Annotated in this window: 25 protein-coding genes, 1 tRNA gene and 1 other RNA gene; 17 read left to right on the top strand and 10 right to left on the bottom strand. The window is 40.1% G+C overall.

The features are described from left to right. Positions 1-7 precede the first annotated feature (7 nt). The 10 genes from N7U62_RS09005 (at position 8) to N7U62_RS08960 (ending at position 7,429) form a co-directional block, all read left to right on the top strand. Entirely contained in the window at positions 8-610 is a 603-nt protein-coding gene (locus N7U62_RS09005) for a polysaccharide deacetylase family protein (RefSeq protein WP_264137633.1), read from the top strand. Further along, positions 607-1,677, top strand: coding sequence for a glycosyltransferase family 2 protein (locus tag N7U62_RS09000; protein ID WP_264137632.1), 1,071 nt, complete (start codon positions 607-609; stop codon positions 1,675-1,677). Before N7U62_RS09005 ends, N7U62_RS09000 begins: the two co-directional genes overlap by 4 nt. Further along, entirely contained in the window at positions 1,674-2,450 is a 777-nt protein-coding gene (locus N7U62_RS08995; protein WP_264137631.1) for a TatD family hydrolase, read from the top strand. The genes N7U62_RS09000 and N7U62_RS08995 overlap by 4 nt, the downstream gene beginning before the upstream one ends. Beyond that, a complete protein-coding gene (locus tag N7U62_RS08990; RefSeq protein ID WP_264137630.1) occupies positions 2,447-3,523 on the top strand; it encodes an asparaginase in 1,077 nt (358 codons plus the stop codon). The genes N7U62_RS08995 and N7U62_RS08990 overlap by 4 nt, the downstream gene beginning before the upstream one ends. Before the next feature lie 81 nt (positions 3,524-3,604). Next, positions 3,605-3,692 (top strand) — tRNA-Ser (locus N7U62_RS08985). 76 nt (positions 3,693-3,768) lie between these two features. Then, on the top strand, positions 3,769-4,614 hold the full coding sequence (locus N7U62_RS08980) for a MotA/TolQ/ExbB proton channel family protein (protein WP_264137629.1): 846 nt from the start codon (positions 3,769-3,771) through the stop codon (positions 4,612-4,614). 28 nt (positions 4,615-4,642) lie between these two features. Beyond that, complete coding sequence (locus N7U62_RS08975; RefSeq protein ID WP_264137628.1) at positions 4,643-4,966, top strand: hypothetical protein; 324 nt, start codon at positions 4,643-4,645, stop codon at positions 4,964-4,966. 4 nt (positions 4,967-4,970) lie between these two features. Continuing rightward, positions 4,971-5,612 carry an ExbD/TolR family protein gene (locus N7U62_RS08970; protein WP_264137627.1) on the top strand — a complete coding sequence of 214 codons (642 nt, stop codon included), beginning with the start codon at positions 4,971-4,973 and terminating at the stop codon, positions 5,610-5,612. A 2-nt stretch (positions 5,613-5,614) separates the two neighbouring features. Next, positions 5,615-6,073: an ExbD/TolR family protein gene (locus tag N7U62_RS08965; protein ID WP_264137626.1), complete on the top strand. Its 459-nt coding sequence runs from the start codon at positions 5,615-5,617 to the stop codon at positions 6,071-6,073. A gap of 54 nt (positions 6,074-6,127) precedes the next feature. After that, entirely contained in the window at positions 6,128-7,429 is a 1,302-nt protein-coding gene (locus tag N7U62_RS08960; protein ID WP_264137625.1) for an MFS transporter, read from the top strand. 15 nt (positions 7,430-7,444) lie between these two features. Here the strand turns inward: N7U62_RS08960 and N7U62_RS08955 are convergent, their stop codons facing one another. Then, positions 7,445-8,218 carry an AMP nucleosidase gene (locus N7U62_RS08955; RefSeq protein ID WP_264137624.1) on the bottom strand — a complete coding sequence of 258 codons (774 nt, stop codon included), beginning with the start codon at positions 8,216-8,218 and terminating at the stop codon, positions 7,445-7,447. Positions 8,219-8,273: 55 nt separating this feature from the next. Here N7U62_RS08955 and N7U62_RS08950 point away from each other — a divergent pair, with 55 nt between their 5' ends. Continuing rightward, complete coding sequence (locus N7U62_RS08950) at positions 8,274-8,720, top strand: type I restriction enzyme HsdR N-terminal domain-containing protein (RefSeq protein WP_264137623.1); 447 nt, start codon at positions 8,274-8,276, stop codon at positions 8,718-8,720. Here N7U62_RS08950 and ald read toward each other — a convergent pair. After that, a complete protein-coding gene (gene ald, locus N7U62_RS08945; protein WP_264137622.1) occupies positions 8,717-9,829 on the bottom strand; it encodes an alanine dehydrogenase in 1,113 nt (370 codons plus the stop codon). The genes N7U62_RS08950 and ald overlap by 4 nt on opposite strands. A gap of 296 nt (positions 9,830-10,125) precedes the next feature. Here ald and N7U62_RS08940 point away from each other — a divergent pair, with 296 nt between their 5' ends. Then, positions 10,126-12,531, top strand: a complete 2,406-nt coding sequence (locus N7U62_RS08940; protein WP_264137621.1) for an alpha-ketoacid dehydrogenase subunit alpha/beta — start codon at positions 10,126-10,128, stop codon at positions 12,529-12,531. A 7-nt stretch (positions 12,532-12,538) separates the two neighbouring features. Here the strand turns inward: N7U62_RS08940 and N7U62_RS08935 are convergent, their stop codons facing one another. After that, positions 12,539-13,378 carry a hypothetical protein gene (locus N7U62_RS08935; RefSeq protein WP_264137620.1) on the bottom strand — a complete coding sequence of 280 codons (840 nt, stop codon included), beginning with the start codon at positions 13,376-13,378 and terminating at the stop codon, positions 12,539-12,541. Positions 13,379-13,451: 73 nt separating this feature from the next. On the opposite strand from N7U62_RS08935, the gene N7U62_RS08930 reads away from it, so the two are divergent. Beyond that, positions 13,452-14,441: a LuxE/PaaK family acyltransferase gene (locus N7U62_RS08930; RefSeq protein ID WP_264137619.1), complete on the top strand. Its 990-nt coding sequence runs from the start codon at positions 13,452-13,454 to the stop codon at positions 14,439-14,441. Positions 14,442-14,704: 263 nt separating this feature from the next. Here N7U62_RS08930 and N7U62_RS08925 read toward each other — a convergent pair whose 3' ends face one another. From N7U62_RS08925 to N7U62_RS08910, 4 genes are all read right to left on the bottom strand, one after another. Beyond that, a complete protein-coding gene (locus tag N7U62_RS08925; protein ID WP_264137618.1) occupies positions 14,705-15,865 on the bottom strand; it encodes a sigma-54-dependent transcriptional regulator in 1,161 nt (386 codons plus the stop codon). A gap of 16 nt (positions 15,866-15,881) precedes the next feature. Then, positions 15,882-16,283: RNase P RNA component class A (gene rnpB / locus N7U62_RS08920), an RNA gene on the bottom strand. 41 nt (positions 16,284-16,324) lie between these two features. Beyond that, on the bottom strand, positions 16,325-16,714 hold the full coding sequence (locus N7U62_RS08915) for a type III secretion system chaperone family protein (RefSeq protein WP_264137617.1): 390 nt from the start codon (positions 16,712-16,714) through the stop codon (positions 16,325-16,327). A 59-nt stretch (positions 16,715-16,773) separates the two neighbouring features. Further along, positions 16,774-21,357 (bottom strand): translocation/assembly module TamB domain-containing protein, encoded by a 4,584-nt coding sequence (locus N7U62_RS08910; protein WP_264137616.1) that lies wholly within the window; start codon positions 21,355-21,357, stop codon positions 16,774-16,776. A gap of 129 nt (positions 21,358-21,486) precedes the next feature. Between N7U62_RS08910 and tsaD the strand changes: the two genes are divergently transcribed. The 4 genes from tsaD (at position 21,487) to N7U62_RS08890 (ending at position 24,401) form a co-directional block, all read left to right on the top strand. Further along, a complete protein-coding gene (tsaD, locus tag N7U62_RS08905; protein ID WP_404818015.1) occupies positions 21,487-22,497 on the top strand; it encodes a tRNA (adenosine(37)-N6)-threonylcarbamoyltransferase complex transferase subunit TsaD in 1,011 nt (336 codons plus the stop codon). Between the two features lie 71 nt (positions 22,498-22,568). Next, positions 22,569-23,030, top strand: a complete 462-nt coding sequence (smpB, locus tag N7U62_RS08900) for an SsrA-binding protein SmpB (RefSeq protein ID WP_264137614.1) — start codon at positions 22,569-22,571, stop codon at positions 23,028-23,030. Between the two features lie 3 nt (positions 23,031-23,033). Further along, on the top strand, positions 23,034-23,786 hold the full coding sequence (locus N7U62_RS08895; protein ID WP_264137613.1) for an NlpC/P60 family protein: 753 nt from the start codon (positions 23,034-23,036) through the stop codon (positions 23,784-23,786). A gap of 102 nt (positions 23,787-23,888) precedes the next feature. Beyond that, positions 23,889-24,401, top strand: a complete 513-nt coding sequence (locus N7U62_RS08890) for an HNH endonuclease (protein ID WP_264137612.1) — start codon at positions 23,889-23,891, stop codon at positions 24,399-24,401. Here N7U62_RS08890 and N7U62_RS08885 read toward each other — a convergent pair. The 3 genes from N7U62_RS08885 to N7U62_RS08875 are packed head-to-tail and all read right to left on the bottom strand — an operon-like array spanning position 24,398 to position 26,290. Then, positions 24,398-24,880, bottom strand: coding sequence for a CAP domain-containing protein (locus N7U62_RS08885; protein ID WP_264137611.1), 483 nt, complete (start codon positions 24,878-24,880; stop codon positions 24,398-24,400). The two genes, N7U62_RS08890 and N7U62_RS08885, sit on opposite strands and share 4 nt — an antisense overlap. Positions 24,881-24,933: 53 nt before the next feature. Then, positions 24,934-25,692 carry an enoyl-CoA hydratase/isomerase family protein gene (locus tag N7U62_RS08880; protein WP_264137610.1) on the bottom strand — a complete coding sequence of 253 codons (759 nt, stop codon included), beginning with the start codon at positions 25,690-25,692 and terminating at the stop codon, positions 24,934-24,936. Continuing rightward, positions 25,676-26,290: a TetR/AcrR family transcriptional regulator gene (locus N7U62_RS08875; protein WP_264137609.1), complete on the bottom strand. Its 615-nt coding sequence runs from the start codon at positions 26,288-26,290 to the stop codon at positions 25,676-25,678. The genes N7U62_RS08880 and N7U62_RS08875 overlap by 17 nt, the downstream gene beginning before the upstream one ends. Between the last annotated feature and the right edge of the window lie 12 nt (positions 26,291-26,302).

The following is a 26,302-nucleotide window of genomic DNA, read 5'->3' as shown; positions in this document are numbered from 1 at the left end:
GTGGTTGATGTATCTTTTTCCTGGCATTATTTGGAAAGGTCCTAATCAAAAAAAGAATTTGTATCTCACCTTCGATGATGGCCCTGGGACAGGAACTTTGCCAATATTGGATATACTAAAATCCAAAGGAGTAAAAGCCAGCTTTTTTCTTTTAGGATCGCAGATGGAAATGCACCCAGAGTTAGTTGAGCGGATTTTAGATGACGGTCATCAAATAGCCAACCATTCATATTTACATTCCCGAGGAAAAGAAATGGAATCTGTTCAATATCTGGAAGGTGCCAATCAAACAAGAGCTTTGTTGAATGGCTATCAGGGGCAGGTTAAGTCACACTTTTTTAGGCCTCCATATGGTCAAATGACCTTTAGACAGTATCGCAGCTTGGTTAAAGAAGGCTTCAAAATAGCGATGTATTCTTTGATGCCTGGGGATTTTGATGCAAGTATCAGTGATGAAGAATGCCTCCAAAGATTAAAAGCCCTAACAAAGGCTGGCGATATCATAGTGTTGCATGATAATCAAAAATCCATGAATCGGCTGGTGAAGATTTTACCTCAGTACATTGACTATTGTCTGTCCCGTGGATTTCAATTTGATTTGTTGCCATGACTGTCCTGGTATATTTAAGTTTATTATGGTGTGTCACCAGTCTACTGATTTATCTTTTGGTTCTGGTATCTAAGAGTTCAAAAAAGGTCGCTCTATCAGATGAATGGCCGAATGTTTCTATATTGATATCTCTCAGGAATGAGGAGGAAAACGTTCAGAGACTCTGTGAACAATTAGTTCAATTGGACTACCCGAAAGAGAAGTTAGAAATTCTCATTGGTGATGATGATTCACAGGATCAAACGCTCAAGGTCCTACGAGAATATGAAACGGAGAATTTCAAGGTGTTTTCATATGCTAATGAACAAACGGGACACTTTGGGAAGCAAAAAGTACTGAAATCTCTGTATCAAAAATCTAAAGGTGAGGTGCTGTTGTTTACTGATGGGGATATGGTTTTGCAGCCTGGTTGGGTCAAAGCCATGTTGCCTGGTACCGATGTGCTAAAAGTAGGAGTCACAGCAGTGGCTCTGAGAGGTATCGGGTCGGCTCTTCAAAATCTAGACTGGCTGATCAATGAGTTCATGATCAAATGGCTTTCTGAGAAGAGAATTTATCTCACGGCCTGGGGGAATAATATGGCGGTGCGACGTACATGGTTGCAAAAAGTGGAGTATGAGTCATTGCCTGAGTCAGAGGTGGAGGATATAGCCTTGTCCCAAGCTATGGTACAGGCAGGTGCCAGGATCGAAATCACCTCAGAATCATCCGCTCGACTTTGGACGAAACCGGTCGGATTGAAAAGGATCTTACATCAAAGACTGAGATGGATGAAGGGTGTGAAACGGGTGCCCATTTGGATCTATGGCGCCATGGCCTTACGATTGGGCTTTTTACCTATGGTCATGCTGCTGACAGCTTTTCATTGGCAGTTTGTCTTTTTGATTGTAGTTAAGATGGTTTTTCATCTTTGGTTTTTGTTAAAGGCAGACGGTAGGAAGTTGAACTTCTGGTCCTTTCTTTCAATATGTTTTTATGATGTATATGAAATACTCCTATATTTTTCTTCTTTTGTGGCTCACGTTTTACGAGTCCAATTCGATTGGAAGGGGAGAGTTTACAGATGATAGAGACACACGCACATATATATTCAGACAAATTCAAATCAGATATCGATGAAGTCATATCCCGAGCTCAAGATGATGGGGTCGAAAGGATATATATGCCGAACATTGATAGCGAATCGATCGATGCGATGCTCGAATTGGAACATAGATATCCAGGCTATTGCATTCCTATGATGGGGCTTCATCCTTGCTCTGTCAAAAAGGATTTTGAAAAAGAACTCTACATAGTGGAGGAATGGTTGTCCAAAAGAGAATTTGTGGCTGTAGGGGAGATGGGTACAGATCTGTATTGGGACAAAACTCTATTTGAGGAACAGAAGGAAGCTTTTAAGATACAGTCTGATTTGGCGATCAAATATGGATTGCCGATTATTATCCATTGTCGCGAATCAATGGAAGAAACCATAGATCTATTGACCACCTACAAGGACAGTGATTTGTATGGGATTGTTCATTGCTTTTCGGGTAACGAAGATCAGGCAAGAAGGATTATTGATCTGGGATTTAAGTTGGGGCTTGGCGGTGTAGCAACATTTAAGAACGGAGGACTAGAGCCTGTCATGCAAAATATTGATCTTTCTCATTTTGTATTAGAAACGGATAGTCCATATTTGGCTCCAGTGCCGCATCGAGGAAAAAGAAATGAACCCGCTTTTATCCGAATGGTAGCACAGAAAATTGCCGACGAAAGGAATATAGACATTGCCGAGGTGGTAGAGTCAACAACCTCTACTGCCTTGCAAATTTTTGAAAACAACAAACACCCAAATTGAATAAGAATTATAAAATAGTCAACATTGCCACTACCTCCGAGGCTCCCAAATCCTCGATTATGCTCATCTATACGGGGGGCACTTTTGGTATGGTATACGACGAGGACGGGTCATTGACGCCCTTCAATTTTTCCCTCGTCCTGGAGAAAATACCCGAGCTACAAAGTTTGGATTTGAAGTTGACCGTAATTTCATTTCCCGAACCCGTGGATTCTTCTAATGTTGATATACAGCATTGGAGAGCTATGGGTGATATAGTGAAGGAATACTATAAGCAATTTGATGCTTTTGTGATACTGCATGGTACCGACACCATGGCGTACACTGCGTCTGCGCTTAGCTTTATGTTCCGTGGTTTGAGCAAGCCGATCATTCTGACTGGCGCCCAAATACCGATAGGTGCGACTCGTTCAGATGCGAGGGAAAATTTGATTACTGCTTTGGAGATTGCCTCCAGAAAAAATAATGGAGTGCCCATGGTCAACGAAGTGGCGTTGTACTTCAATTATTTCCTTCTCAAGGGCAATCGTTCGCAAAAAATCAGGAGCAGTAACTTTGCGGCATTTGAATCCGAAAATCATCCTTATCTAGCTGAATCAGGTGTGGAGATTGTGTTCAATGAGTCATTTTTAAGAGAGCATGATTCGCAGCAGCGGCTGGAATATTACCCGAAAATGGATCCTAATGTTGTAGTGTTAAAAATATTCCCGGGGATCACGCAAGAAGTCGTAAAGACGATTTTGAGCATTAAGGGATTGAGAGGCGTAGTGATTGAATCTTATGGCTCAGGTAATATTATGAGTTGGGATTGGATGATAGATCTACTTCGCAAAGCAGTTGAAAAAGGAATTTTGCTCTACAATGTCTCTCAATGCATGGGGGGAAGTGTAGTGCAAGGTCGATACGAAACCAGTAAAATGCTGTCGGAGATTGGAGTCATAAGTGGGCATGATATCACCACAGAGGCTGCATTAGCCAAATTGATGCATTTGTTGGGAACTGAAAAGAATATGGATATCATTAAACAAAAGCTAAATATTGCGATTAGAGGGGAATTGACACTTATGGAGTAGCAAACCAAAATTGTTAGGAATACCTTGCATATCGCATTAATTTATAATTTATTTGTCGCTTTGAGAAACCGAGAGGTTTACAGAGAGGTGGCCGAGTGGTCGAAGGTGCTCGCCTGGAAAGTGAGTGTGCCCCAAAAGGGTACCGAGGGTTCGAATCCCTTCCTCTCTGCGCTGTTTAAAAGCAGAAAAGCAAAATTTAGATAACTTTTAAAACCTTTATTTGAAGATTTATTAAAAATTTGACTATGAAAAGAGTAGTAATTTTATTGATGATGACAGGTGTGTTTACATTCGGACACCTTCAGTCAATGGCACAAGACGAAGTAGATTCAACTGCTATGGCAGAAGGTGATTCTACAGAAATGGTAGACGCTGATAGTTCGGTTGTCGAAGAAGTAGTTGAAGAGCCTGCTGAAGAAGTAGCTGTCGTAGAGGAGGAGTATGTAGAAGAAGAGCCTGGCTTTCACCAAATCGTAAAAGAGCAATTCATCGCTGGTGGATGGGAGTTTATGGGTATTGTATTGTTGTGTTTGATCTTAGGATTGGCAGTAGCAATTGAAAGAATTATTACTCTAAACCTTGCAACTACCAACACGAAGAAATTGTTGTCTCAGGTAGAAGACGCGCTTTCTGCAGGTGGTGTTGAAGCTGCAAAGGATGTATGTAGAAATACACAAGGACCGGTAGCATCTATCTTTGTTCAAGGATTGATGAGAATGTCTGAAGGAATCGAAATGGTAGAGAAATCAATTATCTCTTACGGTTCTGTAGAAATGGGTAAATTGGAAAAAGGAATGACTTGGATTTCACTTTTCATCTCTTTGGCTCCAATGCTTGGTTTCATGGGTACTGTAATCGGTATGATTGGTGCATTCGACGCTATCGCTGAGGCGGGTGACGTATCTCCTGCATTGGTTGCTGGTGGTATTAAAGTAGCACTTTTGACAACAGTAGGTGGTTTGATCGTTGCGGTTATTTTACAGTTGTTCTACAACTACCTTGTATCTAAAATTGATTCTTTGGTTAACTCTATGGAGGACGCTTCTATTTCTTTAATAGATATCTTGGTTAAGCACTCTGCTTCTAAATAAGATTTTCTCACATTAAAAGATTAAGAAGATGGATTCAATAGATGTTGCATTATATATCTCATATACGTTGACAATATTGGCAGGCTTAGCAGCCATTGTCTTCCCGATTATCAATTCAGTTAACGATCCTAAGTCTATGGCTAAAGCCGGTGCAGGATTGGCAGCTCTTTTAGTAGTATTCTTGATTTCATGGGCCATTTCTGGCAATGAAGTGACTGCTGCTTATCTGGAGTTCGAAGTAGACGCTGGATTGTCTAAATTTATCGGAGGATTGTTGACTATGATGTATATCCTGACGGGCGTAGCATTGCTCGGGATTGTATATACTGAAGTTTCAAAAGCAATAAAATAACATTATGGCGAAAGGCAAAAATAGACCGGCCGCTGAGGTGAACTCGGGTTCTATGGCAGACATTGCCTTCCTTTTGTTGATTTTCTTTCTGGTAACTACCACGATTGCAAACGACAAAGGTATTGCGATGCTTTTGCCTCCGAAACCGGACCCAAATGAACCACCTCCGGAGGTAACTAAAAACGATAGAAATATCTTTAAAATTCAGGCAAACTCACTGGATAAACTTCTAGTAGAAGATGAACCATTGACTGATGTGTCTGCATTGAAGGATATGATTAAGGATTTTGTCCTGAATTTTAGAAACCCATCGATTGAAGGTAAGGAATTGTATAACTCATTGCCTGCTACGTTGAGAAGTCACGTACAATCGAAAGGAAAGAGGGAAGATTATTCAGATGAACCAGGAGAGGCTGTAGTTTCTTTTAAGGCGGATCGAGGTACGAGTTACGAGCTATACATGCGCGTACTAGACCAGATCAATGCTGCCTACAACGAAATCTATGGACAACGAATCGGCATGTCTGCTGAAGAGTTCCTTGAACTGGACAAAAGTGATCCTGAACAGAAGGCGTTGTATCAACAGGCACGTGAGGGAATTCCTAGAGCGATTTCCATTGCAGAACCTAATAAAATAGGAGGGTAATTATGTCAAAGTTTAAGAAGAGTTCTAACACTAGTCAAGAAATCCCTACTGCGGCATTGCCAGATATTATCTTCATGTTGTTGTTCTTCTTTATGGTGACAACCGTATTGAGAGAAACTTCGATCATGGTAGAACAAAAATTGCCAAAGTCTACACAGCTGAGTAAGCTGGAAAGAAAATCTTTGGTAAGTTATATCTACATAGGTAAGCCCAAGCAAGTTGATGTCTACGGTGAGCAACCGAAAATCCAGGTTAATGACGTTTTCATTGAGCCTAGTGATATTGTTCGATTTGTGAACCAGGAGAAGGATAAGCTTTCTGAGGTAGAAAGAGATCAGATTACCATGTCTATGAAAGTAGATATTGATGCCAAGATGGGTATCGTGTCTGATGTTCAGCAAGAGTTAAGAGAAGCTAACGCTAGAAAGGTGCTTTACAGTTCTTTGAAGCGATTAGATTGATATTAAATCTCATATAAAGTTAAAGGCCCCCTTTTTAAGGGGGCTTTTTTTGTGATGACAGATACTAAAACGATACAACGTGCCTGGTGCATGTACGACTGGGCCAATTCCTCCTATTTATTGGTGATTACCTCTACCTTGTTCCCCATTTATTTCAATGGAGTTACTCGGTCGTTTTTTCATAGTGAGGAAGTGATGTTTTTTGGTCTGCAGGTAACCAATACGGTGCTCTATTCCTATTCAGTGGCCACTGCTTTTTTAATAGTAGCAGTTCTTTCTCCTATTTTGTCAGGTATTGCAGATTCGGGTGGTAGTCGTTTGAAGTTTTTGAAACTGTTCACTTTTATTGGGTCGGCTTCTACTTTTTCCTTGTTCTGGTTCAAGGGACACAATGTAGAGTTTGGTATCATCATGTCAGTTTTAGCAGGTGTAGGTTACTCAGGGAGCTTGGTGTTTTATAATGCCTTTCTGCCCGAAATCACTTCCAGTGATCAATACGATCAACTCAGTGCGAGAGGCTATGCCTTTGGTTATGTGGGGAGTTTGATTTTGCTTTTGATCAGTTTTGGCTTGATTAAAAATTTTGGTTTGGTAGGTCTAGACAATGAAGGAACTGCCGTTCGTATCGCCTTTATGTTAGTAGGTGTTTGGTGGTTCGGATTTGCTCAGTATAGTTTTTATCATCTACCAAAGGAGAAAGTAGAGTCGGGTGGTAAGGATAAGGCTTGGCTGATCGATGGATTGAAAGAAATAGTGAAAGTGTTTCGAACGATCCAGCATATGCCCAATACTAAGGTTTACTTGTTGGCTTTCTTTTTTTATAGCACGGGTGTTCAGGCGGTCATGCATTTAGCAGCTTCTTTTGGTGAAAAGGAACTCAAGTTGGAATCAGGAAAATTGATTGCTACTATCATGATCATTCAAGTAGTAGCGATTGCAGGAGCCTATGTTTTTTCATACATTTCCAAAAAGTACAACAATGGTATTTCCATACTTTGTATGCTTGTACTTTGGGTAGGGGTGTGTCTCTTTGCTTATCAGACGACACATGAGTTTGAGTTTTATGGATTGGCATTTGTGGTAGGGCTAGTGATGGGTGGAATCCAATCCATGTCCAGATCTACATTTTCTAAACTCATCCCAGAAAATACCCATGACAACACTTCCTTCTTTAGCTTTTATGATGTGGTTGAAAAGCTTTCGATTGTGTTTGGTACATTCTCTTTTGGTTTTGTGGAGTCGATGACTGGTTCTATGCGTAACAGTACCCTGATACTGGCACTTTATTTTATCGTGGGTATTCTGCTTTTTGTGTTCTCCAGATTGCTCAAATCATCGACTTTTAGAAGTATTTAAACATACGTTTTGATATCAATCAAAACGCATGTGTTTCACAGAGTCACCCGAATTGGCCAATTCTTGTAGAGAATCAATTCCAATCTGAATGTGTTTTTCCACAAAGGTACTCGTGACTTTTTGGTCTGAGCTCTCTGTTTTTACTCCTTGTGGGATCATCGGGTTGTCTGATACGAGTAGGAGCGCACCTCTTGGGATTTCGTTGATGAAACCTACAGTGAATAGTGTTGCAGTTTCCATATCGATGCCCATGGCTCTAATCTTTCTCAAGTATTTTTTGAATTTCCTGTCATGCTCCCATACTCTTCTGTTGGTGGTGAATACAGTGCCTGTCCAGTAATCCATTTCGTGCTTTTTGATCATCGAGGAAACAGCTCTTTGCAATCTAAATGAAGGTAGAGCTGGGATTTCGATAGGTAGATAGTCGTTGGAGGTGCCTTCGCCTCTGATAGCCGCGATAGGTAGGATCAGGTCTCCGAGTTGGGTTTTCTTTTTAAGTCCGCCACACTTACCCAAAAATAGAACTGCCTTTGGACTGATAGCTGAAAGCAGGTCCATCACCGTAGCGGCCATAGCACTCCCCATCCCGAAATTGATAATGGTGATATTTTCTGCAGTGGCTGTCTGCATTGCACGTCCTTCTCCATGGATCTCCACACCGAATTTTTTTGCAAAAATCTCGACATAGTTGCTAAAGTTGGTAAGAAGGATGTATTCGGCAAAATCTTCTAATTCTACTCCTGTGTATCTGGGTAGCCAATTTTCTGTAATCTCTTGTTTTGTTTTCATTTATTGGTTTTTAGTGATTAATAAATTGTAGTAACATTGAAGCTGAATATCCGATATGGAAATACTCAATTTGCCGTCTTTCGATTTTAATATACGCCAATCTCCTGATGGTAAGGAGATTTGGGATGAATTTCGTAAGAAATATGTGATGCTAACCCCCGAGGAGTGGGTGAGACAAAATTTCTTACGTCATATGTACGAAGATCTATCGTATCCCAAGTCCCTGCTCAAAGTAGAAGGGAGCATGAAATACAACCAATTGAGTAAACGGCCAGATATTGTTGCTTATAATTCCAACGGGGTGCCCGTCATGGTTGTGGAGTGTAAAGCTACGCATGTTAAGATTAATGCGGAAACCTTCAAGCAAGCTTCTGTTTATAATAAGGTCATTCAGGCCAGGTATTTGGTGGTGACCAATGGGCTGCAGCACTTTTGCTGTGAGCAGGATTTTGAAAAAGGAACCTCTTCCTTTTTGAAAGAGATTCCTTTGTATTCTTATTAATTCAAGTATTTCTCCACCTCTGTATAAGGCAGGTCAAATGCTTCTGCTACTGCTTTGTATACCACTTCACCATTGATGATATTCAATCCTGGTTTCAAGTCTGGATTTTCCTTACAGGCCTTTTTCCATCCTTTATTAGCCAATTGAATCGCATAGGGTAAAGTTGCATTCGTCAAAGCTAGTGTTGAAGTATATGGAACTGCACCTGGCATATTGGCTACACTGTAGTGCACTACGTCATCGATGATGAAAATCGGGTCCTGATGGGTAGTAGGTCTTGTTGTTTCCATACATCCTCCCTGATCGATGGCTACATCTACCAATACTGTTCCAGGTCGCATGGTTTTTAGCATGTCCTTAGTGATCAACTTTGGAGCTTTGGCTCCAGGTACCAATACTGCACCTATGATCAAATCATGATCTTGCACGAGTTCTCTGATGTTGTATTCGCTGGACATCAGGGTTTTTACGTTGGCCGGCATCACGTCATCCAGGTATCTTAATCTTTCAAGACTAAGGTCTAAAATAGTGACATCAGCACCCAACCCTGCAGCCATTTTTGCAGCTTCAGTACCTACGACTCCTCCGCCAAGGATCATCACCTTGGCAGGACGTACCCCTGGTACACCTCCCAATAGGATCCCTCTACCTTTAAGTGGCTTTTCAAGGAATTTGGCTCCTTGCTGTACCGACATGCGTCCAGCCACTTCAGACATAGGAACCAATAGAGGTAGACTTCTGCCTTTTTCTACGGTTTCGTAAGCTAGGCATACAGCCTTGCTCTCGATCATGGCTTTGGTCAATGGCTCGTGCGATGCGAAGTGAAAGTAGGTGAAAACCAGTTGGTTTTCTTTAATTAGTTTGTATTCAGGTTCTATTGGTTCTTTGACCTTTATGATCATTTCAGCGATGGCATATACTTCCTCGATTGTAGGTAAGATTTTTACGCCAATTGCTTCGTATTCCTCGTCCGAAAACCCGCTGCCTTCTCCAGCAGTAGATTGTAGATAAAGGTCATGTCCGTGTTTCAAAAGTTCTTTTGCGCCTGCAGGAGTCAAGGCAACACGGTTCTCGTTGTTTTTAATCTCTTTGGGTACCCCGATTATCATTACTCTAGTTGTTTAAATAAAATGATGTCTAATAGAATGAAATTACATTTTCTTCAATCAGAATAATATTCTCAGAAAGAAATATTATCGGACGGAATTCTGAATCTGTTTTATTTTTTAAAATATTTAATTTCTAATATTATTAATAAACAAAATAAAATACTGTTTAAGTAAAAATATTCTTGTTAAATATAATATTATTTCGTTGTAAATTGAAATCAATTTGAAAGCTGCGCACAATTAATTAAATTTGTCTGCTTTGCATAGGAACGTATCGTGGGATTAAAATATAAAAAGTGAAAATTGCAGAAAACACTTCCGATTTGAAAACTATCAAGAAAGAGATTCTAGAGGATTATCGACTGGCTGTAGAGAGTCGAGAAATCAGCTACATAGGTAGAAAGGAGGTCTTCATGGGGAAGGCCAAATTTGGAATATTTGGTGATGGTAAAGAATTGGCTCAGATAGCCATGGCTAAGGTGTTTCGCAATGGAGATTTCAGATCTGGTTATTACAGGGATCAAACTTTTATGATGGCCATTGGTCAGATGACCTCTCAGCAATTTTTTGCTCAGCTGTATGCTCATACAGATGTGGAAGCAGAGCCAGCCTCAGCTGGACGAATGATGAATGGTCATTTTGGTACGCGTTCTATTCAGGAGGATGGAGAGTGGAGGGACTTGACCAAAATGAAGAATTCAGGTTCGGATGTGTCTTGTACTGCAGCCCAGATGCCACGATTGTTGGGTTTTGCATATGCTTCCAAACTTTATAAAGAGAACCCTGCCTTACACGGTGAAAATAAGTTTTCTGTAAAAGGAAATGAAGTAGCCTTTGGTACGATAGGGAATGCCTCAACTTCCGAAGGGCACTTTTTCGAGACCATGAATGCTGCGGGCGTTCTTCAGGTACCATTGGTGATGGCTGTCTGGGATGATGAATATGGTATTTCTGTTCCTAACAAATACCAAACAACCAAGAGCAGTATTTCTGAAGCAATGGCTGGTTTTCAGAGAACGGAAGACCAGGATGGTATTGAAATAATAAAAGTGAAGGGTTGGGATTATTTGGCGCTGAAGGAGGCATTTGAAAAGGCTGAAAAAATCGCCAGAACTGAGCATGTTCCAGTATTGGTCCATGTGGTGGAAATTACTCAACCACAGGGGCACTCGACCTCAGGGTCGCACGAAAGGTACAAGAGTAAAGAACGACTGGATTGGGAAAGTCAGCATGACTGTAATAGAAAAATGCGTGAATTCATTCTAGAAGAAGGCTTGGCGACAGATCAGGAACTAGATGTTATCGAAGATGAATGCAGAGAAATAGCAAAGAACGCACGTAATACGGCCTGGAAAGAGTATCGCTCTTCTTTGCAGAAAGATATAGACACGGCTATCAGCGTGATAGAATCTATTGCGGAGAGAAGTCGATCAAAAAATAAATTACTTTCAATCGCCAAGAATTTGAAAGAAGGCTTGAATATCAACAAGCTAGATGTAACCAAAGCTGCAAAGAAATCACTTAGGTTGGTGAGAGAAGAGCCATCTAAGAGTCGAGATATGCTCATTTTTTGGTTGAAGGAACTGGAGAAGCAAAGACATGAAGAATACGGTTCATCTCTCTATAGCGAGACCAAATATGCTGCTACCAAAGTAGCACCGATAGCACCAGTCTACAGTGAGCAGTCCAAAATGGTAGATGGTCGTGAGGTAATGCAGGCCTGTTTTGATGAGGCACTGACTAATAATCCTAAAGTCTTTGCTATAGGTGAAGATGTAGGTAAGATCGGAGATGTGAATCAGGGTTTTGCAGGTTTGCAGGACAAACATGGAGAGATTCGTGTCACAGATACTGGGATTCGTGAAACTTCCATCATAGGTCAGGGAATTGGTGCTGCCTTGAGAGGTTTGAGACCTATAGTTGAAATTCAATACCTTGATTACTTGTTGTATGCGATTCAAACCTTATCGGATGATTTGGCATCATTGAGCTACCGTACCAAGGGTGGACAAAGAGCGCCATTGATTGTGCGTACGAGAGGCCATAGGTTAGAAGGGATATGGCACTCTGGCTCCCCGATGGGCATGATTATCAATGCGATCCGTGGAGTGTATGTGTTAGTGCCTCGCAACATGACACAGGCTGCAGGTATGTACAATACAATGCTGCGCTCTGATGATGCGGCCCTTATAGTCGAAAGCTTAAACGGCTATCGACTAAAAGAAAGAATGCCTGACAATGTAGGAGAGTATTGTGTGCCTATTGGCAAGCCGGAGGTATTGAAAGAGGGTAGAGATATCACGGTAGTGACCTACGGTTCTATGTGCCGAATCGTCAATGAAGCAGCCAATCAATTGTTAGAGTATGGAGTTGAACTTGAGGTGATCGATGCTCAGACCTTACTTCCCTTCGATCTGGATCATGTGATTGTAGAGTCTGTAAAGAAAACCAATCGTCTGATAGTAGCAGATGAAGATGTTCCTGGTGGAGCTTCGGCTTATATTTTGCAAAAAATTCTGGAAGAGCAAGGAGCTTATCAGTATTTAGATCATTCGCCAGTAACTATTGCTGCTAAGGAACACAGACCTGCCTATGGTTCGGATGGGGATTATTTCTCTAAACCCAATGCAGAAGAGATATTCGATAAGGCGTATGAAATTATGAATGAAGTAGACCCTGAGGTCTATCCTTCAATCTATTAAAGAATAATTAATCATTACTGATTGTGGTCAATTCGTCTAGTGTATAAACTGGCGTTTCAACTACATTGCTTTTGTTAAGCTTTCTGTCGTAGATATAAAACTTAAGTTTGAAGGGGTAGTTTCTAAAAACAATTTTGAATCCACTCGATATCATGGCGTATCTGATTTCACCCTGTAAGGAGGTGCCCATGTTTTGTGCATCCAGAATTGGAAAACGCCCATTATAACTTTCGCCACATCCAAATTCATTTGTCGCATAAGCCCAATCCAATTCTTCGAATCCATTGCCCCGATCCCAGTAATATTCTACATATATATTGTTTCGAGCCTCATTCTTTACTACATAAATTGTGTCAAGGTGATAATTTTCCGATCCTGGAAAATTGGATGGGGCTCCCTGAGGAACATAGGTGTCTCTTGAATCGTTTATTCTCAATGTGTCATAATCTTCACAGCTGTAAGAGGGACGAATGTCCTCTTCGCTAAAAAGACTTGTTAAGTCTGTATTTGGTATTTGTCTATAAAGAGGTAAAGTGATATCATTAGTAGAGAAAGTAACTGCTCTACCATCGGCATCAACAATGAATTCAAAGTTGTGGTAGGGATATTCGTTTTCGAAGGATTCTAAACCAAGATCTCCATCACCGTCTTCGAAATTAAACGCAAGTATCAGTGAATCTGGAATGCCGTTCTGAGTTGTTTCTATAAACTTCAAACTTTCAAAAGATATGTTCGGAGTTTCAGGGAATGGATCAGGTTCACTACAACTGTTTAGCATCATTGATGCCATTAACAGAATAGCTAGCGTTGAATTGATAATCTTTCCTATGAATACCGCTCTGATCATTTAATCCTTTACTTTTGATAAAAATAGTCAGCCCTGAACAAAGTTAAGGCAAACGATCTAGTTTTTTAAACTTATGAAGTCGCTAAATAGTTTCAAGCGTAGAGTAACAAACTTACAGGAAGAGGAATTTGAAGATTTAGCATTGGATATTTTTAAGTATCAGGCTCAAGACAATTTGGTTTATTCTCAATACTTGGAGGCACTCAACCTTTCTACTTCAGACATTACTTCACTTGATCAAATTCCATTTCTACCCATCGAGTTTTTTAAAGATCATAAAGTGGTTACAGGTAATTGGCATGCTGAAAAAGTCTTTAAAAGCAGTGGGACTACTGGCATGACTCGAAGTTGTCATTATATGGATGAAATTGCATTTTATCAAGAAAATAGTAGAAATATCTTTGAGTTCTTTTTTGGAGATATAGATGAGTATTGCTTTTTTGCCTTGCTTCCATCTTATCAGGAGCAAGGAAATTCTTCATTAATTGCCATGGTAGATTATTTCATGAGCTGTACCCAAAATGATCATGGTGGCTACTTTTTGGATGATTTAGAGGGATTGATTGACCAAATTAAAAGTGTGTTAAGGCTGGGAGATAAGAAAGTGGTGCTGTTTGGGGTGGGCTATGCTTTGCTTGATCTATGTAAGTTACAACCGGGAGATCTTGATAACTTATTGATTATAGAAACAGGTGGAATGAAAGGCCGAAGGGAAGAATTGACAAAGGAGGAGTTTTATGAAATTATGCGTTCTGACCTGGGTAAGGTAGATATTTTTTCAGAGTATGGGATGACAGAGCTGTTGTCGCAAGCTTACTCTGATGGTAATAAATTCAGGACTCCGGCAAGTATGCGAGTATTTATCAGGGATATTAATGATCCGTTCTCTAGATTATCTGATGGAAAAGTAGGAGGGGTGAATGTGATTGATTTAGCAAATATTCATTCTTGTTCTTTCATTGAAACTAAAGACCTGGGAAGAATGGATGCAGAAGGTAGATTTGAAATTTTAGGAAGAATTGATAATTCTGATATTAGAGGGTGCAATTTGTTGGTAGTATAGTCGTTAAATTCCAAATGACAGGGGTAATACATTTTCCTCATTGATTAAAATGTAATTTTTTATATATATTTAAGTTTTAAATGTAGCAGGTAATTGATAAAGAATAAAATATGAAGATCAAAGCACTAATACTGGCCTTAGCAATCTTTGCATTGGGTGCATGCACGCAGAGAACATGTCCAACTTATGCCAAGGCTGATACTGATAATACGGAACTGTCTAAATAACTGAGGTTAAGATATATAGATTGAAATATGCGGATATTAAATATCCGCATATTTTTTTACGTGATCTTCTTTAATCTCCTGTTCGCTCATAATTACCAGCCTCTCAACGACATTTCTCAGTTCGCGAATATTCCCAGTCCACTGTCCTTTTTGCAAAAGTTTGATAGCATCAGCATGAATGGTTTTTGGAGTGGTTCCATGACTTTCTGCAATATCCGATAAAAATTTTTCTACAAGCATCGGAATATCTTCAGTTCTATCCTTCAAGGAAGGGACTTTTATCAGAATGACACTTAATCTATGATAGAGATCTTCTCTGAATCTGTTTTCAGCGATTTCCTTTTTGAGATCTTTATTGGTGGCCGCTAGTATTCTTACGTTGACCTGAATTTCTTTTTCTCCCCCAACTCTTGTGATCTTATTTTCTTGAAGCGCTCTGAGAACTTTGGCCTGAGCAGATAGACTCATGTCACCTATTTCGTCTAGGAATAAGGTGCCTTTATCTGCTTGTTCGAATTTTCCAATTCGTTGTTTTACCGCAGAGGTAAAAGAGCCTTTTTCATGGCCAAATAGCTCACTTTCTATTAACTCAGAGGGTATGGCGGCACAGTTGACTTCTATCAAAGGGTTTTTACTTCGACCGCTTAATTTATGGAGCGCATTGGCCACTAACTCTTTGCCTGTACCATTACCACCAGTGATCAAAACTCTAGCTTCGGTAGGAGCTACCTTTTCAATGGTTTCTTTGATCTCCATCATGGCAGGCGACTCACCGACCATTTGCATGGAACTGGAAACCTTTTTTCGCAAGGTTTTAGTCTCCTGAATCAAATTGGACTTGTCCAGTGCATTTTTGATGGTGACGAGTAGTCGGTTTAGATCTGGTGGCTTTTGAATAAAATCGTAGGCCCCTTTTTTCGTAGCTTCCACGGCAGTTTCAATTGTGCCATGTGCCGATATCATTATGAATTGGGGGGCCTGCTCTAGTTCTTTGGCTTTTTCCAGTACCTCTATACCATCCATTTCTGGCATTTTGATATCACATAGTGCAGCGTCATATTCTGATTCAGAAAGCATCTTTAATGCTTCTTTACCATTTTCGGCTTCCTCTACATCATAGTTTTCGTACTCTAAAATTTCTTTGAGTGTATGACGAATGCTTTTTTCATCGTCAATAATCAAAATTCTTTTTGCCATAATACACAAGTAAATTAAAATAGACAGGTCTGTAAGCCGGGTTTTGTATCCCGACGAGTCGGGATCCTTATCATTTATCTAGCCTTACCATTGCTGGCAAGATCTAACGATCTACCCATCCTGCTTTCCGACGAATCGGAATAGAGCGAGCCACTCCAGAGCAGGACCTATTTGATCTTTCAACTCGCAAGGTTTACCATGCGTTCTACATCACTGCAGAACCGGTGAGCCCTTACCTCACCATTTCACCCTTACCTTAAAATCATCTGCCTTACGGTGGATGGTTTCGAGGCGGTATCTTTTCTGTTGCACTTTCTTCAGAGACTATTGATCCCTGACTTCCCGTTAAGAAGTGCGATGCTCTGTGTTGCCCGGACTTTCCTCACCGACGAATCGGTGCGATAAGGCGACCTGTCCGAACAAAAATAGTCATATAGCTGATTAGTCAGCCAAAAGGGGTTAGAAAATGTCTTTACCTGTCAGTTTAAATTCCCAGGAGTCGGCCAATTGAGCAATTTCCATGATTATGGTTTCTAAAGTTTCTTCAGAAGCTTCATTGGACTTTAGTTTGGATTCTACTTTGATGAATTCATTGTCTATGGCAAATTTGCCATAAACTGTTTGGTGATTTTGCTCGAGTAACATTTTGAAATCATCCTTAAAATCACTCAGGAGACAAACTTTCGAGGAAAGGTTGATGGTGCCATTTTCATCATCTTTTTCTCCGATCACAGCTTGTACTCTTTCGTCTTCGAGTGATACAACTATAACAGATCGATCCGAGTCATATTCGGAATAGCTGCCGTTTATTTTTTCGGCATATCTTTTTAAAAAATCGCTGAGGTTCATAGTAATTTGGAATAGAGTCTATCTCAATTTAACCAATGTTAATTGAACTCTAATCAGTATTATAGGATTTCCTCTTCCTCCTCTCTGATTGCTTCAGACTTTTTATCCTGTTCCTCTTGTCGTTTTTTTCTGTTTTTGTCTCTACTGTCAGAAAGGATCTGACTGAACTCATCAAAGCTTCGGACATATTGAAGACTAAAACCCGTTTCAATTCCGCTCTGGCCAGAGGCTGAGGCTATATCATTGAGATCAGACCTACTATACATTTTGGCTCTTAGTCTGCCATCTTTTGTTAATAGGTATTCAACTGTCCAGTCCCCAATAATTGAGGTCATCTCATTGCCCTGATTTTCATTAGGTAGACCACCCCCTCTAGTGACTCTTAGTCTGCCATCCAGAAAGGTGTAAGAGAGCCTTAACTGAAAGGTGTTGTAGGCATCATCACTCAAGCCAGCCAGGTCCACATCGATCTCTAGGTTTTCATCTACCTGAGTGGCCCAATAGCTTAACTGATTGGAAACAAATTCGCTCAAACTACTACCAATACTCTGTGAATTGACTTCAAAGCTATTTTCAGGGGAGAATTTTCTTAAGATCAATAAACTGAATACCTGACGATTCATCTCCTGCTCATTACTTGCCAACTTTACCATAAAGGCATTGATGATAGCATCCAAACTGGTTCCATTGATAATCGCATTTTGAGGATAATCTTTAATGTCTATTCCAAACTTTATTTTTGGGGAAAGTAAATCTCCGGTAAGGCTTAGTTTTACAATAGAGGGATATTTCCTTCTGGCCTCTGCATTGTCGCTCACCTCAGGGTCATTAAAAAAGTCCTTGATGATGGGCTCCATCGAAGTGATTTGACGGTAATTAGCCGTAATGTTTAATTGAGCTTCATATGGATTGCCATACCAGGAAATGGAACTTCCTTTTTGGATGTCAAATTCCTTGTTGATGATGTTGTATAGGGTAAAGTTGTAGCCACCATTATCAATCTGGTAATCCCCAAACATATTGAAGTCTCCATCAGTGTTGATCTGCAGTTTAATATTGCCATTGCCCCTCCCACGAATGATATCTCCAGCTTTGATATCAAAAATCATTTCGACATATGCGTCAGTGGTCATTTCAATATCGAACATGAGCTGCACCCCCTTAATTTTGCTAACATTTTTTTCGATAGTCTCCTGAAGGGTTTGTGTTTCTTCATCTTTCGTCATATCGACGAATTCGATATATTCTTGCTGGTCTACGTCATATTGATCCAGACTGCCAATTGGGATGGCTAAGTGAGTGCCTTTTTCAGTGCGAGCATTGGCTATGATAATGAGATTATCAATGGTTCCTCCAAAATGAATTTCTCCCGTGCCATATGCACTTCCGTAATAGGCATTATTGTCAGTTTTACTCGTGTTCAGTAGTTGGAATCTATTGAAGTCGGCATGGATATCTAGCTGTAGGTCATCAAAGCCATCGTGAGTAATAGATCCACTGAGATAGGCCAAATCACCATCAATATCTCTAAGCTCCATTCTGTTGGGGATAATTTGCGTATCGTTAAAGATGATTTCGCCATCCAGTTGATATCTGGTTTTAAGATAATTGATTGTGGTTGCCCCGTTTTTGACCATCGCTTTTCCATATATTTCAGGGCGAGATAGTTTTCCTTTTATTTCCAGTTCAGCATCTGCGGTTCCTACCAGATTGTCTATACTGCTTTTGAAAATAGGCTCTAAAATTTTTAGTTCAGCTTCTTCTAACCGCGCTTCTAAATCAAGCTGATTGTTGGAGGAATAGGGGTAGATGTAGCCACTGATGTCGATTTTCTTATTCTGGTTGCGTACCAAATCTAAATTGACTGCCAATCTGTTTTTGCTGTTTTCCCAATGTGAAATGGCAAAAATATTTCCGAGCAAAAAATCTTCGACTACTACTGACCTGGCTATCAGATCGCTTTCTATTAGGTCGTCAATTTCTTTTCGCTGAATGGTAATATCTCCATCTAGCATACCTTCTATTTTTGTTTCGAATAGAGATTGTAGGTTTTTGAAATCAAATTCGTTGACGGTGATTTTTAGCTTGGTAAGAGGATTGAAATCATAGGAACCATCAATGTTGATAAATTCTTCGTCGTTTTGAAGCTTCAAATTAGAAAATGTAAGCCCTTGATCTCTAATGGTTACTAGATTTTCTTCTCTCCAGCTCCATTTTTGATCCAGAATTTTGATGTCTGAAGGGGCAAGTGAAAATTGTATTTCATCTGGCAAGAATTTGACATCCGTATAGATTTCAAAGTGATTGTTGTATTCTGGTTGTTCAAGGTTGAGGTAGACCTCCATGTTTTCTTGATACCAGATAGCGTCGAAAATCAGAGCTTCTGAGCTGTATTTTTCAGATATTTTTTGACTCTGACTTGAAACGAACATGGCGGCCAGGACTTCTTTGTCCATGGTTTTTTTGGAGATATTAAAATCAAGCTCGTTTTTCGTCAGGGTCAAATTCTCAAATTCCAATGAATCAAAGGTGCTAAATAGGCTTAATTGGGTAGTAGAGTCTTGTTTGTATTCGCCTTCTAGTTTGACATTAGGGGACAGATTAAATGTTGGAAAAAAAGGCTGTACGAATTTGTTGAGGTTCCAAAGGTTGATTGTGACTTCTGCCTGGAAAGGAGAGATTTTTTTCTTTCTTTTCTCCCTGTAATATTTGGCAACTTCTATGCTGTCTGGATTGGTGTACATCCAAAGCTCTTGACCAAAAGCAGCCATGCTACTAAAGAGCGCGCTGTTTTGGTACTGACCTTTGATCTGTCCTGTCAGCCCCTCAGTTTCTATGTGTAGAATTCTTTCATTACCAAATTCGCTAGATAGCAATTTGATAGAATCAATTTCCAATTCGCTTCCTCGATAGAGAATTTGGTTGTCATATAGATTGACATAGCCTTTGATATCATCAGTTTTTAGACCTTTGATGTCAATATCTAGTCTGCTGCTAATAGTAAGCGGCTCATTCATCAAGCCGAGATGATGCAAGTGAGCTGAATCCAATCTGGCACTTACATCTATTTTGTTTATATCTTCTCTCAGGTCAATATCCAGGTCTCCACTGAAGGCCAGATTGGGGTCTACAATCGATAGTTTTCCTTTGAATATTTCCTCTTCGAAGTACCCTTCGGTCGCGATGTTTTTATAATTATATCCAGAAAACTCAATGGAGTCCATAAAGGCGTTTAGGTTAAAGTGCGCGTCACTTTTTTCGAACCCATAGCCCTTGATACTTCCTTTCATAGTGATGTTGCCGAGGTTTTTACTGTCTGGCATCAAAGCTTTTAGGTTGAACTCCTGAAATTCCAATTGACCGGTATAGGCAGGTAAAGATTTTTCGTTGATCTTGAAGTTAAGGTCAGTGACCACTTTCCCTGCCTCAGAATAAAATTCTCCGGTTGCCACAAAGTCCGTCGGAAACCCAAGAAAACTACCATCAAATTGCGTGATTCCGATTTTGTTTACTCGATCCATTTGCTCTGGTGGAACATATTTGGCTACATCTTTGGGAAGGAGTACTGAGTTTTTTAGCTCTAAATCGATGAAGGTTTCTTTGATGTTGGGGAGGCCATACAATGAGGCCTTACCTCTAAGTCTGGACCTGGATCCAATTCTTACATCTAGGTTTTTTCCATTCAGTTTTTTAACCTTGCCAGACACCTCTCCAGTAAGACTGATCCGATCATTGGCATCCAGATCTGGACTGAAAAGTGATATTTCACTAAAATCTATAACAGACCTTTTGAACTGTGCATCAAAAGAGATACTATCAACGAAATACGAGAAATTGGATGGCTGGCTGTAGTGGAAGAAAAGGGAGTCACCCAGTTGGCTTTTGTTCGTTTTTAGCAGGAAATCATAAATGGCTAATTGCTCAAAGGTGAAGCTTATTTTACCAAAAAAGGATTGGATGGGTAAATGTCCGGAGGGGTCTTTGGAACGCATCCTATCTACCTCCATCCCAATACTGTCTGTGTCAAAAGTGAAATTACTGACGGTGGCTAAAAGGTTGGAGTATTGGAAATGATAATAATCTTTTCCATCTCGGATACTGTCTTTTCTCCAATCGTTGAAACTGAATTTTCCATTGTCAATTTCCACTCTATCTACTGCGATTTTAAGTTTTTTCTTTTCCTCGTTAGGGTTTTTAATCAGCCCTTTGAGTTCATTGATGAACACAGTCGCATTGATTTCTGTGGAATCATTTTTTTTGATCAAGTGAACATAGGGGGCCTCAAGCTCTAGAACATCTGCGTTGAGCTCCTTCTTGAATATTAGATCAAATAGACTGATGTCTACACGAGTTCTTTTGGCTGAAATAAAGGTGCTATCCGTGCTTTTTTCATAGATTCTCAGATCTTCAATCAGCATTTTGTCAAAGGATGTGAGATTGGCATGACCAATGGTGATCGCGTAGCTGGTCTGATCAGAAATCTGCTGAAGAAATGAGTTGATAGTTCGGGTTTGAACTCTCGGGATTTGAAAAAAGGCAAAACCTAAAAATAGAAACGCAAGCAAGAGAATAGGGATCCAAACGAAAACTCGTTTGACTCTATGAAAAATGATTCGATTATCGACCCTGAATTGTTTTGTCATTCTAGTGCTGCTCCACAAATGTAGCTGTAAATAACAAAACAATAATGGTACCTATTTTAATCTGTCGCCCTTGTCCGCAAGTAAATATTAGCCAAATTTGTCAGTCGGTTTTATAGACCTCTTAATTGGATGAAAATGAATGAAGTAATTGTAGCTATTGAGTCCTCGTGCGATGAAACTTCAGCTTCGGTTTGCGTCGATGGTGAAATCAAGAGTAACGTGATTGCGACTCAGGAAATACATAGTAAATATGGTGGGGTTGTACCAGAACTAGCCTCTCGTGCCCATCAGCAGGCCATTGCGCCTGTGGTCATGGAAGCATTGGAAAGAGCAGGGGTGGAGAAGAAAGATTTAACAGCTGTCGCTTTTACTCAGGGACCTGGTTTATTAGGCGCTTTATTAGTTGGTACTTCTTTTGCCAAGTCGATGTCTCTGGGATTGAAAATTCCTTTGATTGGAGTCAATCATATGCAGGCACATATTTTGGCTCATTTTATAGAGGAGCCACAGCCTAAATTTCCTTTCATATGTCTAACTGTAAGTGGAGGCCATACGCAAATTGTTAAAGTCAATGATTATCTAGACATGACGGTTTTGGGTCAGACTCAAGACGATGCAGTAGGAGAGGCTTTTGATAAGTGTGCTAAAATCATGGGGATTCCATATCCGGGAGGTCCATTGATCGACAAGATGTCTAAAAGCGGAGATCCGAATCGATTTGAATTTTCTAAGACAGATATGCCTGATTTGGATTATTCATTTAGTGGAATTAAAACTTCTTTCCTGTATTTTACTCAAAATCAAACTCAGAAGAATTCTGACTTTATTGAAGAGAATAAATACGACCTTGCTGCCAGTATCCAACGTCATTTAATTGGTATGTTGATGGAAAAGCTGGAATTGGCTGCAGAGCGGGAGGGGATCAATCAGATTGCTATTGCTGGAGGAGTTTCTGCTAATAGTGAATTGAGGTCTACTCTCATTTCGACAGGAGAGGAGAAAGGATGGGAAGTATACATTCCCAAGTTCGAATATTGTACAGATAATGCTGCCATGATTGCGATGACGGCCTATTACCAACTGAAAGGGGGACAATTGAGTGATCTGACAGCATCACCCATGCCACGTTGGAAGTTTTAATTTCAAAAAATAAAAATCATTTGATCAGTATTGATTGCATAAGTGGTCAATTCTAATAAAATTAATCATAGATGAGCAAGAGCAGGTTTTCAAATGAGGTAAATATTCGAAATAAGAAAGCGAGTTTCGAGTATGAGTTTATCGATGAATATGTCGCCGGATTAGTACTAAAGGGTACTGAGATCAAATCTATTCGGGAGGGGAAGGCCAGTTTGCAAGAGGCTTATTGTTTTGTCTCTAGAGGAGAAATGTTCATTAAAGGAATGCATATATCTGTTTATGAACAAGGGACTGCTTACAATCACGAACCTATTCGCGACCGTAAGCTGCTGCTAAATAAAACAGAGATAGAAAAGATAGACAGCAAAATGCAGATCAAGGGTCTGACGCTGGTTCCAATTCGTTTGTTTATCAATGCAAGAGGATTTGCCAAAATGGAGATTGCTTTGGCAAAGGGTAAAAAAGTCCATGATAAACGAAACAGCATCAAGGATAAGGATATAAAGAGAGAGTTAGATCGTCAAAAGTACTAATGTATGGAAACCACCAACCCTAAAGGTATTAGTCGATTGGCTGTGATCCCCATGAGGAATCACTCCTCTCATGATGCACCGATGAATTCACAAATCTTATTTGGCGAACACTACCAGGTGATCGAACAAAAAGAAGATTGGCTGAAAGTCCAGTTGGTTTATGACGATTCGAAGGGATGGATTCATCAATCACAACATAGTCAAATCAGCGAAGAATATTTTAATCAGGTCAATCATTCTGATTATAAGGTTTGTACGGATTTGAGTGGTACTATTTTCTTTCAAAAGAAGAAAGTCCAAATTTTATTGGGGAGCATTTTACCCATCACCACCAACGAACTCTTCAAGATGGAAGAGCAAATTGCCTATAATGGAGAGTCAAAAAGTCTGTCCCTTCGCCGGGAACCTGATTTTCTTTTGGAGGTATTAAAATTGTATGAACATGCCCCACTTTTACCTGGAGGCAAAACGCCATTTGGGATAGATGCTGCAGCGTTTGTTCAGCAGGTTTATAAATTATGTGGATATAAGACGCCAAGGTATTTGGAGGGACTCTGTCAGAGCGGAAAGAGCGTAGCGTCCATTGCAGAGATCAAAGTAGGAGATTTGATCATTAGCGATTCATTGAAAAGTGGTTTCATTGCTATGGAAGGAGGTAAATGCATGGGCATGTACAAAGGATGCGTTGATAAAGTGCCACTGGATCAAATCAGTGACTCGATCATTATTCGACGGATTTTGTCAGAAAATTTGTAGCATCTGGTCCTTCTCGCACATTTGAGATTGGTATTAAAGACAAAAGCTAAGTATATTACGATTAATGCATTGTGCATCAATTGATTGTAAAAGCTTTTGACAATGAATGGAAAAGTACTGGTTTTAAATCAAGATTATTCACCATTGGCCATTTGCTCTGTTAACAGAGCTTTTTTATTGGTTTTTTTGGAGAAGGCTGAGCTATTGGAGGCAGATCAGGAAGAGGCTATCCATACCGTCGACGCTACATTCGAAAAACCAACAGTCATCAAAATCAATAGATACATCAATGTACCTTATAGAGGGGTAGTCCTTACTCGTCAGAATCTTTTTAAGCGAGACAACAACTGTTGCCAATACTGTGGATCCAGAGAGAATTTAACCATTGATCATCTGATTCCCAGGTCTCGTGGGGGTAGATCAGTCTGGGATAATTTAGTGACTGCCTGTAAGCATTGCAATGCTAAAAAAGGAGATATGACGCCTGATCAAGCAGGATTGAAATTAGCAAGGCTTCCTTATCGACCGACCTATATCATGTTTTTGCGCAATAGTATGGGAGACATGAGGAAAGAGTGGTTGAATTACCTAAAGGCCTCTAAAGTGGCTTCTTAATAGGGTTTCTGGCCCACATAGTTTCCGGGAGGATTGTAATTGCAAACCCAGGTAACGTTGCCTTCGCAAATCACCTTAGCACAACCTACTTCAGTTGTATTTCGCCAGACTATCTGAGTATAGTGCCCACAGACTTTGTTCGATTCACAGATGTTTTTCTTGTAGTTGTAGTCCTTTTTTTCATTGCCCCAAGCATCTACGGCATCACCTGCTGTATAATAGCCGTGAGTTCCCTTAAATAGGTTTTCACCGTAGCTGTTTTTGCTGTGTTTAAAGGCGCAACCTTGTTTTTTTAGTTCTTGAGCCCAAGTGTATGCGACCTCTGCCAATTCTTGAGAATATTGAATGTCTGCTACTCCTACCTCATTTCTCCAGAAATTATGTCTGTCGATTATCAATTCTATTTCATCTTCATCGGCTGGCTGGGCGATTGAAATAAAGCTTAAAAAAGCAATAGGAATGATCAGGAGGAATCTCATAAACTAGGAACTTTAAGTAATGAGACTAAATATCGCGAAATATCAGCAGTTAGCTATGAGCGATTTCGAAATTTTTCTAATGCTTCTTGAGTAGTGTCGGATAAGGCCAATTTGCCGCTGATTTTGGCACGATCTCCTAGTAGTGTTGACCAATGTTGGGTATCCTCCCAAAGCATGTTCTTGATTGACTTTGTAGCTTCCTGACTATAGTTGCAGTACTCTTCTGCTTTATTGGAGGCTCTTTCTTCCATTTCTTCCAGAGAAGATGTGACTTCCTGAAACAAGCCGTGGTTCATGGCCCATTTGGCATTTTTCCATTCAGTAGGAGAGAGGGTCAGGGATGTTAGAGCGGCAAGTCCCATTTTTCTCTTTACAGCTGGTTCTATAACAAAAGGTCCAATTCCTATGGCTAACTCGCTGAGTTTAATTGATGCATCTTCTGTAGCTATACAATAGTCTGCTGAGGCTGCTATACCTACTCCGCCTCCTACAGTTTTGCCCTGAACTAGAACGATGATGAATTTAGGGCAATTTTTCATGGCTAGAATTACTCCAGCAAAACCACCGAAAAAATCAATACTGGATTTTTCATCCTGGAGATTGAGTAGCTCGTCAAAACTGGCGCCAGCACAGAAAGGGCCGCTGCCTTCACTTTTTAGGATAATGCATTTAATTTTCTCATTGTTTCCTTGCTTGGTTATTTCCTCAGCAAGATCAGTCAATAGTAATGCAGGTAAGGAATTGCCTTTTGGGTGAGAAAAAGAGATGGTTGCAATCTCATTTGCTATACTTGTTTCAATTTTTCCATTCATATTGATTATCGGTCAAACCAGACAAGAACATTTCCATGATATTGTCTTTGATGTCCTTTACATCTAGCTCTCGATTGGCATGGTACCAATGTTGAAGCCATCTAACCGAAGATAATAAAGTATAGAGTGTAATTCTAGGATCTAGCTGTTTGATTTCACCTTTCTCAATGCCTTGTTGGATGATGTCGGTAAATTGGTATTCATACCTCTTTCGCATATCAAGAAACTTCGTTTTGGTTGGTTCTGGAAGATGACGCCATTCATCATTCATCACTGTGGCCAGTGGCGAACTCATAGAATTGATTTGGATATGTAGTGCTATTAGTTTTTTAATCTTACCAATAGGTGTATAGTCCGATGGGTAAACCTCGTCCATCTTTGCACTATAGGTGTTGGCCAACGAAAGGCATATCTCTATTAGTATCTCGTCTTTCGAACGGATGTGATTGTACAGACTTGCCGCTTCCATTCCAACCTCTGAGGCGAGATCACGCATGGTAGTTCCTACAAAACCCTTCTCTCTAAATAACCGAGCGGCTTCTTCTACGATGATTTGTTTCTTAGACTTCTTAATAGCTACATCAACTTTAGGTAACACAGAACTCATTTA

Origin of the sequence: Reichenbachiella ulvae (assembly GCF_025833875.1) — a bacterium.
Classification (GTDB): Bacteria; Bacteroidota; Bacteroidia; order Cytophagales; family Cyclobacteriaceae; genus Reichenbachiella; species Reichenbachiella ulvae.
The sequence above is the reverse complement of the archived record's forward strand: the minus strand, read 5'-3'. Positions and strand labels throughout refer to the sequence as shown.

Coding starts and splice junctions, on each gene's coding strand:
- N7U62_RS08950 (WP_264137623.1), top strand. CDS start 8,274: ATGGAAATACTCAATTTGCCGTCTTTCGATTTTAATATACGCCAATCT.
- N7U62_RS08995 (WP_264137631.1), top strand. CDS start 1,674: ATGATAGAGACACACGCACATATATATTCAGACAAATTCAAATCAGAT.
- N7U62_RS09005 (WP_264137633.1), top strand. CDS start 8: ATGTATCTTTTTCCTGGCATTATTTGGAAAGGTCCTAATCAAAAAAAG.
- ald (WP_264137622.1), bottom strand. CDS start 9,829: ATGATAATCGGGGTACCCAAAGAGATTAAAAACAACGAGAACCGTGTT.
- N7U62_RS08880 (WP_264137610.1), bottom strand. CDS start 25,692: ATGAATGGAAAAATTGAAACAAGTATAGCAAATGAGATTGCAACCATC.
- N7U62_RS08965 (WP_264137626.1), top strand. CDS start 5,615: ATGTCAAAGTTTAAGAAGAGTTCTAACACTAGTCAAGAAATCCCTACT.
- N7U62_RS08955 (WP_264137624.1), bottom strand. CDS start 8,218: ATGAAAACAAAACAAGAGATTACAGAAAATTGGCTACCCAGATACACA.
- N7U62_RS08980 (WP_264137629.1), top strand. CDS start 3,769: ATGAAAAGAGTAGTAATTTTATTGATGATGACAGGTGTGTTTACATTC.
- N7U62_RS08915 (WP_264137617.1), bottom strand. CDS start 16,714: ATGAACCTCAGCGATTTTTTAAAAAGATATGCCGAAAAAATAAACGGC.
- N7U62_RS09000 (WP_264137632.1), top strand. CDS start 607: ATGACTGTCCTGGTATATTTAAGTTTATTATGGTGTGTCACCAGTCTA.
- N7U62_RS08975 (WP_264137628.1), top strand. CDS start 4,643: ATGGATTCAATAGATGTTGCATTATATATCTCATATACGTTGACAATA.
- N7U62_RS08925 (WP_264137618.1), bottom strand. CDS start 15,865: ATGGCAAAAAGAATTTTGATTATTGACGATGAAAAAAGCATTCGTCAT.
- N7U62_RS08930 (WP_264137619.1), top strand. CDS start 13,452: ATGAAGTCGCTAAATAGTTTCAAGCGTAGAGTAACAAACTTACAGGAA.
- N7U62_RS08970 (WP_264137627.1), top strand. CDS start 4,971: ATGGCGAAAGGCAAAAATAGACCGGCCGCTGAGGTGAACTCGGGTTCT.
- N7U62_RS08960 (WP_264137625.1), top strand. CDS start 6,128: ATGACAGATACTAAAACGATACAACGTGCCTGGTGCATGTACGACTGG.
- N7U62_RS08885 (WP_264137611.1), bottom strand. CDS start 24,880: ATGAGATTCCTCCTGATCATTCCTATTGCTTTTTTAAGCTTTATTTCA.
- N7U62_RS08890 (WP_264137612.1), top strand. CDS start 23,889: ATGAATGGAAAAGTACTGGTTTTAAATCAAGATTATTCACCATTGGCC.
- N7U62_RS08895 (WP_264137613.1), top strand. CDS start 23,034: ATGGAAACCACCAACCCTAAAGGTATTAGTCGATTGGCTGTGATCCCC.
- smpB (WP_264137614.1), top strand. CDS start 22,569: ATGAGCAAGAGCAGGTTTTCAAATGAGGTAAATATTCGAAATAAGAAA.
- tsaD (WP_404818015.1), top strand. CDS start 21,487: ATGAAAATGAATGAAGTAATTGTAGCTATTGAGTCCTCGTGCGATGAA.
- N7U62_RS08910 (WP_264137616.1), bottom strand. CDS start 21,357: ATGACAAAACAATTCAGGGTCGATAATCGAATCATTTTTCATAGAGTC.
- N7U62_RS08935 (WP_264137620.1), bottom strand. CDS start 13,378: ATGATCAGAGCGGTATTCATAGGAAAGATTATCAATTCAACGCTAGCT.